Annotated in this window: 17 protein-coding genes; 14 read left to right on the top strand and 3 right to left on the bottom strand. The window is 32.5% G+C overall.

What is annotated here, in order from left to right; genetic code table 11:
- Positions 1 to 267: a DUF3055 domain-containing protein gene (locus IDG60_RS13325; protein ID WP_000566649.1), complete on the bottom strand. Its 267-nt coding sequence runs from the start codon at positions 265 to 267 to the stop codon at positions 1 to 3.
- A 97-nt stretch (positions 268 to 364) separates the two neighbouring features.
- On the opposite strand from IDG60_RS13325, the gene IDG60_RS13320 reads away from it, so the two are divergent.
- From IDG60_RS13320 to dltD, 9 genes are all read left to right on the top strand, one after another.
- Complete coding sequence (locus IDG60_RS13320; RefSeq protein WP_000273982.1) at positions 365 to 799, top strand: DUF86 domain-containing protein; 435 nt, start codon at positions 365 to 367, stop codon at positions 797 to 799.
- A complete protein-coding gene (locus IDG60_RS13315; RefSeq protein ID WP_000816184.1) occupies positions 799 to 1,578 on the top strand; it encodes a TIGR01457 family HAD-type hydrolase in 780 nt (259 codons plus the stop codon). The genes IDG60_RS13320 and IDG60_RS13315 overlap by 1 nt, the downstream gene beginning before the upstream one ends.
- 32 nt (positions 1,579 to 1,610) lie before the next feature.
- Positions 1,611 to 2,570 (top strand): 2-hydroxyacid dehydrogenase, encoded by a 960-nt coding sequence (locus IDG60_RS13310; protein ID WP_000239131.1) that lies wholly within the window; start codon positions 1,611 to 1,613, stop codon positions 2,568 to 2,570.
- 253 nt (positions 2,571 to 2,823) lie between these two features.
- On the top strand, positions 2,824 to 2,934 hold the full coding sequence (locus IDG60_RS13305; RefSeq protein ID WP_001790652.1) for a hypothetical protein: 111 nt from the start codon (positions 2,824 to 2,826) through the stop codon (positions 2,932 to 2,934).
- A gap of 47 nt (positions 2,935 to 2,981) precedes the next feature.
- Positions 2,982 to 3,134 carry a teichoic acid D-Ala incorporation-associated protein DltX gene (locus IDG60_RS13300; protein ID WP_000837752.1) on the top strand — a complete coding sequence of 51 codons (153 nt, stop codon included), beginning with the start codon at positions 2,982 to 2,984 and terminating at the stop codon, positions 3,132 to 3,134.
- 15 nt (positions 3,135 to 3,149) lie between these two features.
- Entirely contained in the window at positions 3,150 to 4,607 is a 1,458-nt protein-coding gene (dltA, locus tag IDG60_RS13295) for a D-alanine--poly(phosphoribitol) ligase subunit DltA (RefSeq protein WP_000129659.1), read from the top strand.
- Positions 4,604 to 5,818: a PG:teichoic acid D-alanyltransferase DltB gene (gene dltB / locus IDG60_RS13290; protein ID WP_103143736.1), complete on the top strand. Its 1,215-nt coding sequence runs from the start codon at positions 4,604 to 4,606 to the stop codon at positions 5,816 to 5,818. Before dltA ends, dltB begins: the two co-directional genes overlap by 4 nt.
- A 17-nt stretch (positions 5,819 to 5,835) precedes the next feature.
- Positions 5,836 to 6,072: a D-alanine--poly(phosphoribitol) ligase subunit 2 gene (dltC, locus tag IDG60_RS13285; RefSeq protein ID WP_000395692.1), complete on the top strand. Its 237-nt coding sequence runs from the start codon at positions 5,836 to 5,838 to the stop codon at positions 6,070 to 6,072.
- Complete coding sequence (gene dltD, locus IDG60_RS13280) at positions 6,069 to 7,244, top strand: D-alanyl-lipoteichoic acid biosynthesis protein DltD (RefSeq protein WP_000769416.1); 1,176 nt, start codon at positions 6,069 to 6,071, stop codon at positions 7,242 to 7,244. Before dltC ends, dltD begins: the two co-directional genes overlap by 4 nt.
- A 262-nt stretch (positions 7,245 to 7,506) precedes the next feature.
- Here dltD and IDG60_RS13275 read toward each other — a convergent pair whose 3' ends face one another.
- On the bottom strand, positions 7,507 to 7,749 hold the full coding sequence (locus IDG60_RS13275) for a NifU family protein (protein WP_001141883.1): 243 nt from the start codon (positions 7,747 to 7,749) through the stop codon (positions 7,507 to 7,509).
- A 100-nt stretch (positions 7,750 to 7,849) separates the two neighbouring features.
- Between IDG60_RS13275 and IDG60_RS13270 the strand changes: the two genes are divergently transcribed.
- On the top strand, positions 7,850 to 8,173 hold the full coding sequence (locus tag IDG60_RS13270) for a YuzD family protein (protein ID WP_000401414.1): 324 nt from the start codon (positions 7,850 to 7,852) through the stop codon (positions 8,171 to 8,173).
- A gap of 58 nt (positions 8,174 to 8,231) precedes the next feature.
- On the opposite strand, the gene IDG60_RS13265 is transcribed toward IDG60_RS13270, so the two are convergent.
- Complete coding sequence (locus tag IDG60_RS13265; RefSeq protein WP_000794020.1) at positions 8,232 to 9,296, bottom strand: NAD(P)/FAD-dependent oxidoreductase; 1,065 nt, start codon at positions 9,294 to 9,296, stop codon at positions 8,232 to 8,234.
- Between the two features lie 316 nt (positions 9,297 to 9,612).
- On the opposite strand from IDG60_RS13265, the gene IDG60_RS13260 reads away from it, so the two are divergent.
- The 4 genes from IDG60_RS13260 to IDG60_RS13245 all read left to right on the top strand — a co-directional run bounded on the left by IDG60_RS13260 (position 9,613) and on the right by IDG60_RS13245 (position 13,489).
- Positions 9,613 to 9,849 carry a YuzB family protein gene (locus IDG60_RS13260; RefSeq protein WP_001068337.1) on the top strand — a complete coding sequence of 79 codons (237 nt, stop codon included), beginning with the start codon at positions 9,613 to 9,615 and terminating at the stop codon, positions 9,847 to 9,849.
- A 12-nt stretch (positions 9,850 to 9,861) separates the two neighbouring features.
- Positions 9,862 to 10,221, top strand: a complete 360-nt coding sequence (locus tag IDG60_RS13255) for a HesB/IscA family protein (RefSeq protein WP_001143495.1) — start codon at positions 9,862 to 9,864, stop codon at positions 10,219 to 10,221.
- A gap of 453 nt (positions 10,222 to 10,674) precedes the next feature.
- Positions 10,675 to 11,883: an NAD(P)/FAD-dependent oxidoreductase gene (locus IDG60_RS13250; RefSeq protein ID WP_000046076.1), complete on the top strand. Its 1,209-nt coding sequence runs from the start codon at positions 10,675 to 10,677 to the stop codon at positions 11,881 to 11,883.
- 130 nt (positions 11,884 to 12,013) lie between these two features.
- Positions 12,014 to 13,489, top strand: coding sequence for a M17 family metallopeptidase (locus IDG60_RS13245; RefSeq protein ID WP_001009692.1), 1,476 nt, complete (start codon positions 12,014 to 12,016; stop codon positions 13,487 to 13,489).
- The last annotated feature ends 33 nt before the right edge of the window (positions 13,490 to 13,522 follow it).

Genomic DNA, 13,522 nt, shown 5'->3' with positions numbered 1-13,522 from the left:
TTAATGAATGACTTCATTTAAATACTCAGTAATTTCATCGCCTTCTTCAGCATTTACACCTAAAATATGAGCGATATAGCCTTCTTCTTTTAAATCATCAGTACCGATAATACCGAATTTATTTGTTTGCATATTAAGTACGAGTGTCTTACCATAATGTCTATTTGTATGGACTAACATCAAATCATATCGACTATGCTCGCCAACAAAACCAACAAACTGAACTTGACTCTCTTCGTTGTCATCATATAAATACATATCAATCATTTTGTAGCGACTCCTTTTAAAAGTAGTAAAGTTAGTATAACGACAAATGAAGTATACTGCAAAATTATGATAATATATAAGCGAGAGGTGACAAGGAATGTATTTTGTAGACAAAGATAAACTAACTCAGAAATTAGCCTATTTACAAGCATTAACTGATGATTATCATGAGAGCAAGCACAATCATTATGCATTTGAACGCATTGCTCAAATGTTGATAGAATCATCGGTAGATATAGGGAATATGATTATCGATGCATTTATTTTAAGGGATCCTGGTAATTATAAAGATGTGATTGATATATTAGAACTAGAAAATGTTATTACTAAAGAAACACAGCAGGAGATTAATAAAACTGTCGATATTCGTAAACAATTTACATATGATTACACAGCCTTAGATATTAAGGTTATCATGCCAATGTTTGATGACGCATTACCTTATTACAAACAATTTATTACAGAAGTAACGATATTTTTACATCAAGAAAATGTACCAGTAACAGCTTTTGGTAAAGGAGAAAATCAATAATGAAACAGTATAAAGCGTATTTAATCGATTTAGATGGCACAATGTATATGGGAACAGATGAGATTGATGGAGCAAAACAATTCATCGATTATTTAAATGTAAAAGGCATTCCTCATTTATACGTAACTAATAATTCAACAAAAACACCTGAGCAAGTAACTGAAAAATTACGTGAAATGCACATTGATGCTAAACCAGAAGAGGTTGTAACGTCAGCGTTAGCCACTGCTGATTATATTTCAGAACAATCACCAGGAGCATCAGTATATATGTTAGGTGGGAGTGGTTTAAATACTGCGTTAACCGAAGCGGGACTTGTCATTAAAAATGACGAGCATGTTGATTATGTAGTTATTGGACTTGACGAACAAGTTACATATGAAAAGCTTGCGATTGCAACGTTAGGTGTAAGAAATGGTGCAACATTTATTTCTACAAATCCTGATGTATCAATTCCTAAAGAGCGTGGTTTATTACCTGGTAATGGTGCTATTACAAGTGTTGTAAGTGTATCGACAGGTGTATCGCCACAATTTATTGGTAAACCAGAACCGATTATTATGGTTAAAGCATTAGAAATTTTAGGATTAGATAAATCCGAAGTTGCTATGGTAGGCGATTTGTACGATACCGATATTATGTCTGGTATTAACGTAGGTATGGATACGATTCATGTACAAACAGGTGTATCTACGTTAGAAGATGTGCAAAATAAAAATGTGCCACCAACGTATTCTTTTAAAGATTTAAATGAAGCAATAGCTGAATTAGAAAAATAGATATAGTCATTTTATAAAGTAGGTGAATTGATTTGGTAAAAATAGTTGTTTCGAGGAAAATTCCAGATAAATTTTATCAACAATTAAGTAAACTTGGTGACGTTGTTATGTGGCAAAAATCATTAGTGCCTATGCCTAAAGATCAATTTGTGACAGCACTTCGTGACGCAGATGCTTGTTTTATTACATTAAGTGAACAGATCGATGCAGAAATTTTAGCACAATCACCAAATTTAAAAGTAATTGCGAATATGGCTGTAGGATATGACAACATCGATGTTGAAAGTGCAACAGCGAATAACGTGGTTGTCACGAATACACCAAATGTACTTACTGAAACAACTGCAGAATTAGGATTTACATTAATGCTTGCTATAGCACGCCGTATTGTAGAAGCTGAAAAATATGTAGAAGCAGATGCATGGCAAAGCTGGGGTCCTTATTTATTGTCAGGTAAAGATGTCTTCAATTCAACTATTGGAATATATGGTATGGGAGATATTGGTAAAGCTTTTGCAAGAAGGTTGCAAGGGTTTAATACTAATATTCTTTATCATAATCGATCAAGACATAAAGATGCAGAGGCGGACTTTAATGCAACATATGTTTCTTTTGAAACGTTGTTAGCAGAAAGTGATTTTATCATCTGTACAGCGCCACTTACAAAAGAAACACATCATAAATTTAATGCTGAAGCATTTGAACAAATGAAAAATGATGCAATTTTTATTAATATCGGTAGAGGGCAAATTGTAGATGAAACAGCATTAATCGATGCACTAGACAATAAAGAAATTTTAGCATGTGGTTTAGATGTATTAGCAAATGAACCGATTGATCATACACATCCATTAATGGGACGTGATAATGTTCTGATTACACCACACATTGGTAGCGCATCAGTAACAACACGGGACAATATGATTCAATTATGTATTAATAATATAGAAGCGGTTATGACAAATCAGGTACCACATACTCCAGTAAATTGAAAATAAGTATGGTTTTTAATCATTGGTAAAACAAGCAAAGCAATTGTTAAATATGTTATGCTTGACTTGCGAATGTATATATTTGCGCTGATGATAATTCAATAACATTATAAACTCGTCATATTAATGTGATGAGTTTATTTGATTTTGACGTATATAACAAAATTGTTATATAGACTGTAATTGTTTATTGTTTAAATAACCTTTAAAATGAATGATGTTCTCAACAAAGTGTATCATTTACAATAATTGAGTGATGACAACCAATTACTATGTTGAATCTATAAAATTAAAATTGAATTTCATTATGAATATCGATATAATGAATTGTAAAAAACAAATTTTAAAACGTATTTTATATTGAACGGTCTTTATAAAGGCGTTTTTACTAAGAACTTTAAGAGGTGCAATATGAAATCTAAAAGTAAACAGCCACCTAATAAATATGTTGAAGCATTCAAACCATATTTATTAACACTATTGTATTTGGCAATATTTATTACTTTATATTTAATTTATGGCAGTGGCGACACACACAATAACTTCATTTATAATGAGTTCTAATGAGGGAGACTTAATATGACAGATATTATTAACAAGCTGCAAGCGTTTGCGGATGCAAATCCACAAAGCATTGCTGTTAGACACACAACTGATGAATTAACTTATCAACAGTTAATGGATGAGTCTAGTAAATTAGCACATCGATTACAAGGTAGTAAGAAACCGATGATTTTATTCGGTCACATGTCACCATATATGATTGTTGGGATGATTGGTGCCATTAAAGCAGGATGTGGATATGTACCTGTAGACACTTCAATTCCTGAAGACCGTATTAAAATGATTATTAACAAGGTTCAACCAGAGTTTGTATTTAATACGACTGATGAATCATTTGAAAGTTTAGAAGGCGAAGTATTTACAATTGAAGATATTAAAACATCTCAAGACCCAGTAATTTTTGATAGTCAGATTAAAGATAACGACACAGTATACACAATCTTTACATCTGGTTCTACTGGGGAACCTAAAGGTGTTCAAATTGAATATGCAAGTTTAGTTCAATTTACTGAGTGGATGTTAGAACTTAATAAATCAGGAAATAAACAACAATGGCTTAACCAAGCGCCATTTTCATTTGATTTATCTGTAATGGCTATTTATCCATGTTTAGCATCAGGCGGTACATTAAATCTTGTAGATAAAAACATGATTAATAAACCTAAATTATTAAATGAAATGCTAACAGCAACACCGATTAACATTTGGGTATCAACACCATCATTTATGGAAATGTGTTTATTATTACCAACGCTTAATGAAGAACAATATGGTAGTCTTAACGAATTCTTCTTCTGTGGTGAAATTCTACCTCACAGAGCAGCAAAAGCGTTAGTGAGCCGTTTCCCAAGTGCGACGATTTACAACACATATGGTCCAACTGAAGCTACGGTAGCAGTTACAAGTATTCAAATTACACAAGAAATCTTAGATCAATATCCGACATTACCTGTTGGCGTTGAAAGACTAGGCGCAAGATTATCTACTACAGATGACGGTGAACTTGTTATTGAAGGTCAAAGTGTAAGTTTAGGATACTTAAAAAATGACCAAAAAACAGCTGAAGTATTTAATTTCGATGACGGTATTCGTACATATCACACTGGTGATAAAGCGAAGTTTGAAAATGGTCAATGGTTCATTCAAGGTCGTATTGATTTCCAAATCAAATTGAATGGCTACAGAATGGAATTAGAAGAAATTGAAACACAATTACGCCAGTCTGAGTTCGTAAAAGAAGCGATTGTTGTACCTGTATATAAAAATGATAAAGTTATTCATTTAATTGGTGCAATTGTGCCAACGACTGAAGTTACGGACAATGCAGAAATGACTAAAAATATTAAAAATGACTTGAAATCACGCTTACCAGAGTATATGATTCCTAGAAAGTTTGAATGGATGGAACAATTGCCATTGACTTCAAATGGTAAAATTGACAGAAAGAAAATTGCAGAGGTAATTAACGGATGATTCCATATGGTGATTTTACATTCTTCTTAATTGCTTTAATTACATTATTACCAGTCATTATACTTGGATTTTTAGGTAAGCGAAGTTACATTTATAATGGCGTAGTTACAGCATTTATGATTGTGTTAATCTTTTCTTCTGATAAACATAATCTGTTTGACCAAAAGTATTTAAGTGTTCAATTAATTAGTTTTATTATTTACGTCGTATGGCAAGTTTTATTGATAATGTTTTATTATCATTCAAAACCAAAAAATAATTCATTTTCAAAATTTGTAACTGTAATGGTTTTATCAATATTGCCATTAGCACTTGTGAAAGTGTTACAAAGTACATGGTTAGGTGGACATCAGATTCACTTCCATGAAAGTAAATTAATTGAATTTGTTGGTTTCTTAGGAATTTCTTATGTTACATTCAAAAGTGTGCAGTTAATTATGGAAATTCGTGATGGTTCTATCAAAGAAATTAAAGTATGGAAATTAATTCAATTTATTTCATTCTTCCCAACGATTTCATCTGGACCAATCGATCGTTACAAACGTTTCGTTAAAGACGATAAAAAAGTACCAACAGGCAATGAATATCGTGAATTAGTATTAAAAGCAATTCACATGATTATGCTTGGTTTCTTGTATAAATATATTGTTGCTTACTTTATTAACACATATGCAATCATGCCGTTACAATTAGACTTACATGGCTTTGTCAATTTGTGGTTATATATGTACGCATACAGCTTATATTTATTCTTTGACTTTGCAGGTTATAGTTTATTTGCGATAGCATTTAGTTATTTATTCGGTATTAAAACACCACCAAACTTCGATAAACCTTTCAAAGCGAAAAATATTAAAGATTTCTGGAATAGATGGCATATGACATTATCATTCTGGTTCAGAGATTGTATTTACATGAGATCTTTATTCTACATGTCTCGTAAAAAATTATTGAAGAGTCAATTTGCAATGTCTAACGTGGCATTCTTAATCAACTTCTTCATAATGGGAATTTGGCATGGTATCGAAGTGTATTACATTGTTTATGGTTTATACCATGCAGCATTGTTTATAGGTTATGGCTATTATGAACGTTGGCGTAAGAAACATCCGCCACGTTGGCAAAATGGTTTCACAACAGCACTTAGCATTGTGATTACATTCCACTTTGTAACATTTGGCTTTTTAATCTTCTCAGGTAAACTTATATAATAAAGGAGAATTTAATTATGGAATTTAGAGAACAAGTATTAAATTTATTAGCAGAAGTAGCAGAAAATGATATTGTAAAAGAAAATCCAGACGTAGAAATTTTTGAAGAAGGTATTATTGATTCTTTCCAAACAGTTGGATTATTATTAGAGATTCAAAATAAACTTGATATCGAAGTATCTATTATGGACTTTGATAGAGATGAGTGGGCAACACCAAATAAAATCGTTGAAGCATTAGAAGAGTTACGATGAAATTAAAACCTTTTTTACCCATTTTAATTAGTGGAGCGGTATTCATTGTCTTTCTATTATTACCTGCTAGTTGGTTTACAGGATTAGTAAATGAAAAGACTGTAGAAGATAATAGAACTTCATTGACAGATCAAGTACTAAAAGGCACACTCATTCAAGATAAGTTATACGAATCAAACAAGTATTATCCTATATACGGCTCTAGTGAATTAGGTAAAGATGACCCATTTAATCCTGCAATTGCATTAAATAAGCATAACGCCAACAAAAAAGCATTCTTATTAGGTGCTGGTGGTTCTACAGACTTAATTAACGCAGTTGAACTTGCATCACAGTATGATAAATTAAAAGGTAAGAAATTAACATTTATTATTTCACCACAATGGTTTACAAACCATGGTTTAACGAATCAAAACTTTGATGCTCGTATGTCTCAAACTCAAATTAATCAAATGTTCCAGCAGAAAAACATGTCTACTGAATTAAAACGTCGTTATGCACAACGTTTATTACAGTTTCCACATGTACACAATAAAGAATACTTGAAATCTTATGCTAAAAACCCTAAAGAAACTAAAGATAGTTATATTTCTGGTTTTAAAGAGAATCAATTGATTAAAATAGAAGCGATTAAATCATTGTTTGCAATGGATAAATCTCCATTAGAACATGTTAAACCTGCTACAAAACCAGACGCTTCTTGGGATGAGATGAAACAAAAAGCAGTTGAAATTGGTAAAGCTGATACTACATCGAATAAATTTGGTATTAGAGATCAATACTGGAAATTAATTCAAGAAAGTAAGCGTAAAGTTAGACGTGACTACGAATTCAATGTTAATTCTCCAGAATTCCAAGATTTAGAATTACTTGTAAAAACAATGCGTGCTGCTGGTGCAGATGTTCAATATGTAAGTATTCCATCAAACGGTGTATGGTATGACCACATTGGTATCGATAAAGAACGTCGTCAAGCAGTTTATAAAAAAATCCATTCTACTGTTGTAGATAATGGTGGTAAAATTTACGATATGACTGATAAAGATTATGAAAAATATGTTATCAGTGATGCCGTACACATCGGTTGGAAAGGTTGGGTTTATATGGATGAGCAAATTGCGAAACATATGAAAGGTGAACCACAACCTGAAGTAGATAAACCTAAAAATTAAAATACAAATAGCACATAACTCAACGATTTTGATTGAGCGTATGTGCTATTTTTATATTTTAAATTTCATAGAATAGAATAGTAATATGTGCTTGGATATGTGGCAATAATAAAATAATTAATCAGATAAATAGTATAAAATAACTTTCCCATCAGTCCAATTTGACAGCGAAAAAAGACAGGTAATAACTGATTATAAATAATTCAGTATTCCTGTCTTTGTTGTTATTCATAATATGTTCTGTTAACTTAATATCTTTATATTAGAATACTTGTTCTACTTCTATTACACCAGGCACTTCTTCGTGTAATGCACGCTCAATACCAGCTTTAAGAGTGATTGTAGAACTTGGGCATGTACCACATGCACCATGTAATTGTAATTTAACAATACCGTCTTCAACGTCAATCAATGAGCAGTCGCCACCATCACGTAATAAAAATGGACGAAGACGTTCAATAACTTCTGCTACTTGATCAAACATCGTTGTATCTTCAGTAGGCATCAGGCAAGTCTCCTTTCGAGAGATGAATTTGATAATCTTTATTAGTATATTATAATAGATAGTGTAATAAAAATCTATCAAACCAATGGGGGATAAATATATGGAGCACGTGAGTGTGGTAGTATATGGGGCAGATGTTATATGTGCAAGTTGCGTTAATGCGCCAACATCGAAAGATATTTATGACTGGCTACAGCCGCTATTAAAAAGAAAATACCCAAATATATCATTTAAATATACGTATATAGATATTACAAAAGATAATGACAACTTAACAGATCATGATTTACAATTTATTGAAAGAATAGAACAAGATGAACTATTTTATCCATTAATTACAATGAACGATGAATATGTAGCAGATGGTTATATACAAACAAAGCAAATCACTCGATTTATAGACCAAAAGCTTGTGAATGAATAATATACACATAACTAAAAGCAATGTCAGTAATAGTGTGAACTGACATTGCTTTTTAATTTTAACCATTATGATATTTATATAACCAAAGTACGCCGGATTTTAAAATAGAAGCGAGTCGTCCTGTTACAGTGCGGTCCATGATATATGCAAAACCTTGTTTATCTCCTAATGACCCAACGATACCTTGTACCTTTAGTTCCGGCATTTTGTCAGGTAATGGTTCATTTAGCCATTGCTTTTTAAGCACATCGGCAATTTGATCACCTTGAACTTCGGCTAACTGAGCACTTGGCGCATGTGGTAAATCAGCACAATCACCAACTACATAGACGTTACGATATGTTGGTACTTGATGATACTGGTTAACTATCACGCGTCCATTACTATTTATATCAATCGGCAAGTTACGAACAACTTCAACAGGTTGAATTCCTGCTGTCCATACAACTAAATCAATATCTTTAGGTTCATCACAGTTATATATTTTACCAGGTTCAACTTTATTAATATTTGAATTTGGAACAACGGTAACATTATTTTTGGCGAACCATTTCGCAACATACTTACTTAATTTTTCTGGAAAATTTCTTAAAATTCGCGGCCCACGGTCATAAAGATATATTTCCAAGTCTGATCTACTTTCTCTTAATTCGCTGGCAAGTTCTATGCCACTTAATCCAGCACCAACGATACCAACTTTAGCACCTTCTGGTAGTTCACTAATACTATGGAAAGTATCCCGAGCCTTTGAGAGTGTTTGAATACTATGTGTATATTCTTCGGCTCCTGGAACGTTATGATACTTATCTTCACATCCTAAACCAATGATTAGCTCATCATAATCAATTTTAGAATTACCGACTGAGACAATTTGAGCATCTAAATCTATGTCGTTAATTTCACCATAAACTGTATTCACTTGTGGATGATTAGGGAATTTCATGCGAACATCTTTATCTGATTTCGTGCCCGCAGCTAAAGCATAGAATTCTGGTTTCAATCCATGAAATGGCATACGATCAACTAATGTGACTGTATAATCTTGTGGTAAAGAAGTAGTTAAAATGCGTGACATGATACGCATATTACCATATCCGCCGCCTAACAAAACTAAGTTTTTCATAATGAAGTACCCCTTTTATATGTTAATATTTACTTTAATTTTGAAAAGATCAAAGTGCATAGATATATTTGTTAATGAACAGTTATAAAATGCAAGTGTCTTTGATTCATCAATAACCCCTAAAAAAGTAAATATGTATTTATATGCTTATTATATATTTTTTTGAAAATGACTACAAATAAATATTTGTACTAACTAAGGCACTATTACATAACTGGGATAAGAAACATCAGTTGTTGGTAATTGAGCACATCATGTTAAAATACCAGTTTTAAAATGCTATAATATTGTAACAAATGAAATAAGAAGGTGAAGTATGAATCCGATCGTAGAATTTTGTCTCTCTAACATGGCAAAAGGTGGAGATTATGTTTTTAATCAACTGGAAAATGACCCAGATGTCGATGTGTTAGAGTATGGTTGCCTGACACATTGTGGTATATGTTCAGCCGGGTTGTATGCTTTAGTAAATGGTGATATTGTTGAAGGTGATTCGCCGGAAGAATTATTACAAAATATATATGCACATATAAAAGAAACATGGATTTTTTAAGGAGGAGTTATCATGCCAACAGTTATATTAACAGAAGCAGCTGCCTACGAAGTAAAAGATATGCTTAAAGCAAATGAAATGCCAGATGGCTATTTAAAAATTAAAGTGAATGGTGGCGGGTGCACTGGTTTAACATACGGTATGGGTGCAGAAGAAGCGCCTGGTGAAAATGATGAAGTCTTAGAATACTTTGGATTAAAAGTATTAGTAGACAAAGAAGATGCACCCGTATTAAATGGTACGACTATTGATTTTAAGCAATCATTAATGGGTGGCGGTTTCCAAATCGACAATCCTAATGCAATTGCTTCATGTGGCTGTGGTAGTTCATTTAGAACTGCAAAAGTTGCAGGTAATCCTGAAAATTGCTAATAAAATAACTTTTTAATGGTTAACCCAATTTTTGGGATACAAATTGATATCAATTATGATTAGGGACATATTTGATTATGTCCTATTTTTACGTAAAGATATTTTGTTTTATTAAAAAGCTTATTGAAAATTAAGAATCTGACTATAAATAGTAATTTAAATGATCGTGATAACGGATACATTTTTAATCGAAATCAGGCTACGAAAAAATTAATTAATTTTTTCACAATCTGACTGAATCTTGCTTGAAAATATAACATAAAAGCTATAGAATTAGTATTGGATTAAAAATGTCTTTTTTGTGAACATCACAGGTTTTTACATAATTTAAAAGACTTAAATAACAAAATGATGATAAACTAGTATACATTGTGGTAAAAGTAGTAATGACCAGTTGTTACTAGTAATTATCAGCATTTGGTTAAAAAAATATGAAAGCTTAGGTGAAATTAAATGGCTCAAGATCGTAAAAAAGTACTTGTACTTGGTGCTGGTTATGCAGGTTTACAAACTGTAACTAAATTGCAAAAAGCGATATCAACAGAAGAAGCAGAAATTACGCTTATTAATAAAAATGAATATCACTATGAAGCAACATGGTTACATGAAGCATCAGCAGGTACACTAAACTATGAAGATGTATTATATCCTGTGGAAAGTGTCTTGAAGAAAGACAAAGTGAACTTTGTTCAAGCAGAAGTAACAAAAATTGACCGTGATGCTAAAAAGGTAGAAACAAATCAAGGTATTTATGACTTTGATATTTTAGTAGTAGCATTAGGTTTCGTTAGTGAAACATTCGGCATCGAAGGTATGAAAGATCATGCTTTCCAAATTGAAAATGTTATCACAGCACGTGAATTATCACGTCATATCGAAGACAAATTTGCTAACTATGCAGCATCAAAAGAAAAAGATGATAACGATTTATCTATCTTAGTTGGTGGTGCTGGATTCACTGGTGTTGAATTCTTAGGTGAATTAACAGACAGAATTCCTGAATTATGTAGCAAATATGGTGTGGATCAAAATAAAGTTAAAATCACTTGTGTTGAAGCAGCACCTAAAATGTTACCAATGTTCTCAGAAGAATTAGTTAACCACGCAGTTAGCTACTTAGAAGACCGCGGTGTTGAATTTAAAATTGCTACACCAATCGTTGCTTGTAACGAAAAAGGTTTTGTAGTTGAAGTAGATGGTGAAAAACAACAATTAAATGCAGGTACTTCAGTATGGGCAGCTGGTGTACGTGGTAGTAAATTAATGGAAGAATCATTTGAAGGCGTTAAACGTGGACGTATCGTTACAAAGCAAGATTTAACAATCAATGGTTACGACAACATTTTTGTTATTGGTGACTGTTCAGCGTTTATCCCAGCTGGAGAAGAACGTCCATTACCAACTACAGCACAAATTGCAATGCAACAAGGTGAAAGTGTTGCTAAAAACATTAAACGCATCTTAAACGGTGAATCAACTGAAGAATTCGAATATGTTGATCGTGGAACTGTTTGTTCTTTAGGTTCACATGACGGTGTAGGTATGGTATTTGGTAAACCTATCGCTGGTAAAAAAGCAGCATTCATGAAAAAAGTGATTGATACACGTGCGGTATTCAAAATCGGTGGTATCGGTTTAGCATTCAAAAAAGGTAAATTCTAGGCTTTAAATAAAGTTTCAGCTAAACACATAAAATTAAATTATTCATTTATAAAGTCCTTCAGTGTCACTGAAGGGCTTTATTGTTGTACAATTTGAAGTGAGTAACATATCAAATCTAAGGAGGTACATTATGAATTTTAAATTAAATAACACACTAAGCAACGAAATAAATACATTGATTATTGGTATACCAGAACATTTAAATCAGTTAGAGCGCATTAGTTTTAATCATATCGATATTACAGAATCACTTGAAAGACTAAAACATCAACATATTATTGGTAGTAAAGTTGGGAAGATTTATACAACTGCATTTGATGTACAAGATCAAACCTATCGTTTAATTACAGTTGGTTTAGGAAACTTAAAAGCACGTAGTTATCAAGATATGTTGAAAATATGGGGACATCTTTTCCAATACATAAAGTCAGAACATATTGAAGATACTTATTTACTTATGGATTCATTTATTTCAAAATATGATCAGTTATCAGATGTATTAATGGCATGCGGTATTCAAAGTGAGCGTGCAACATATGAATTCGATCATTATAAATCAAGTAAGAAGGCACCGTTTAAGACGAATTTAAACCTTATTAGTGAATCATTAATTGAATTAGATTTCATTCATGAGGGTATCAGTATTGGCCAATCCATTAATTTGGCAAGAGACTTTAGTAATATGCCACCGAATGTATTAACACCACAAACATTTGCAGAAGATATTGTTAATCATTTTAAAAATACAAAGGTCAAAGTAGATGTTAAAGATTATGACACTTTAGTTTCTGAAGGATTCGGACTTTTACAAGCAGTAGGTAAAGGTAGTAAGCATAAACCGAGATTAGTAACCATCACATATAATGGCAAAGACAAAGATGTAGCACCAATTGCCTTAGTTGGTAAAGGTATAACGTATGATTCTGGTGGTTATAGTATTAAAACGAAGAATGGCATGGCTACAATGAAGTTTGACATGTGTGGCGCTGCGAATGTCGTTGGTATCATTGAAGCGGCTAGTCGTTTACAACTGCCTGTAAATATTGTCGGAGTGCTTGCTTGTGCTGAAAATATGATAAATGAAGCATCAATGAAGCCAGATGATGTATTTACAGCATTAAGTGGTGAAACTGTAGAAGTAATGAATACAGACGCTGAAGGTAGATTAGTCCTTGCAGATGCTGTGTATTATGCAAATCAATATCAGCCTAGTGTGATTATGGACTTTGCTACATTAACGGGTGCAGCCATCGTTGCACTAGGCGATGATAAAGCTGCTGCATTTGAATCGAATAGTAAAGTGATATTAAACGATATATTACAAATAAGTTCTAAAGTCGATGAAATGGTATTTGAATTACCGATTACTGCAACCGAACGTGCAAGTATTAATCACAGTGATATCGCTGATTTAGTTAACCATACGAATGGACAAGGTAAAGCGCTATTTGCGGCAAGTTTTGTAACACATTTTAGTGGTCAAACACCTCACATTCATTTCGATATTGCAGGTCCAGCAACGACTAATAAAGCTTCATATAATGGTCCAAAAGGGCCAACAGGATTTATGATTCCGACGATAGTACAATGGTTAAAACAACAATAATTTAATTATTTGCCTGATACAACTTGTGTCTTG

This window comes from Staphylococcus sp. EG-SA-2 (assembly GCF_017152085.1).
Note: the sequence above shows the minus strand (reverse complement) of the source record. Positions and strands in the feature narration are given on the sequence as shown.

Bases quoted from the DNA above. Each gene is read 5' to 3' on its own strand.
- IDG60_RS13325 (WP_000566649.1), bottom strand. From the start codon at position 267: ATGATTGATATGTATTTATATGATGACAACGAAGAGAGTCAAGTTCAG.
- IDG60_RS13320 (WP_000273982.1), top strand. From the start codon at position 365: ATGTATTTTGTAGACAAAGATAAACTAACTCAGAAATTAGCCTATTTA.
- IDG60_RS13315 (WP_000816184.1), top strand. From the start codon at position 799: ATGAAACAGTATAAAGCGTATTTAATCGATTTAGATGGCACAATGTAT.
- IDG60_RS13300 (WP_000837752.1), top strand. From the start codon at position 2,982: ATGAAATCTAAAAGTAAACAGCCACCTAATAAATATGTTGAAGCATTC.
- dltA (WP_000129659.1), top strand. From the start codon at position 3,150: ATGACAGATATTATTAACAAGCTGCAAGCGTTTGCGGATGCAAATCCA.
- dltB (WP_103143736.1), top strand. From the start codon at position 4,604: ATGATTCCATATGGTGATTTTACATTCTTCTTAATTGCTTTAATTACA.
- dltC (WP_000395692.1), top strand. From the start codon at position 5,836: ATGGAATTTAGAGAACAAGTATTAAATTTATTAGCAGAAGTAGCAGAA.
- dltD (WP_000769416.1), top strand. From the start codon at position 6,069: ATGAAATTAAAACCTTTTTTACCCATTTTAATTAGTGGAGCGGTATTC.
- IDG60_RS13275 (WP_001141883.1), bottom strand. From the start codon at position 7,749: ATGCCTACTGAAGATACAACGATGTTTGATCAAGTAGCAGAAGTTATT.
- IDG60_RS13270 (WP_000401414.1), top strand. From the start codon at position 7,850: ATGGAGCACGTGAGTGTGGTAGTATATGGGGCAGATGTTATATGTGCA.
- IDG60_RS13265 (WP_000794020.1), bottom strand. From the start codon at position 9,296: ATGAAAAACTTAGTTTTGTTAGGCGGCGGATATGGTAATATGCGTATC.
- IDG60_RS13260 (WP_001068337.1), top strand. From the start codon at position 9,613: ATGAATCCGATCGTAGAATTTTGTCTCTCTAACATGGCAAAAGGTGGA.
- IDG60_RS13255 (WP_001143495.1), top strand. From the start codon at position 9,862: ATGCCAACAGTTATATTAACAGAAGCAGCTGCCTACGAAGTAAAAGAT.
- IDG60_RS13250 (WP_000046076.1), top strand. From the start codon at position 10,675: ATGGCTCAAGATCGTAAAAAAGTACTTGTACTTGGTGCTGGTTATGCA.
- IDG60_RS13245 (WP_001009692.1), top strand. From the start codon at position 12,014: ATGAATTTTAAATTAAATAACACACTAAGCAACGAAATAAATACATTG.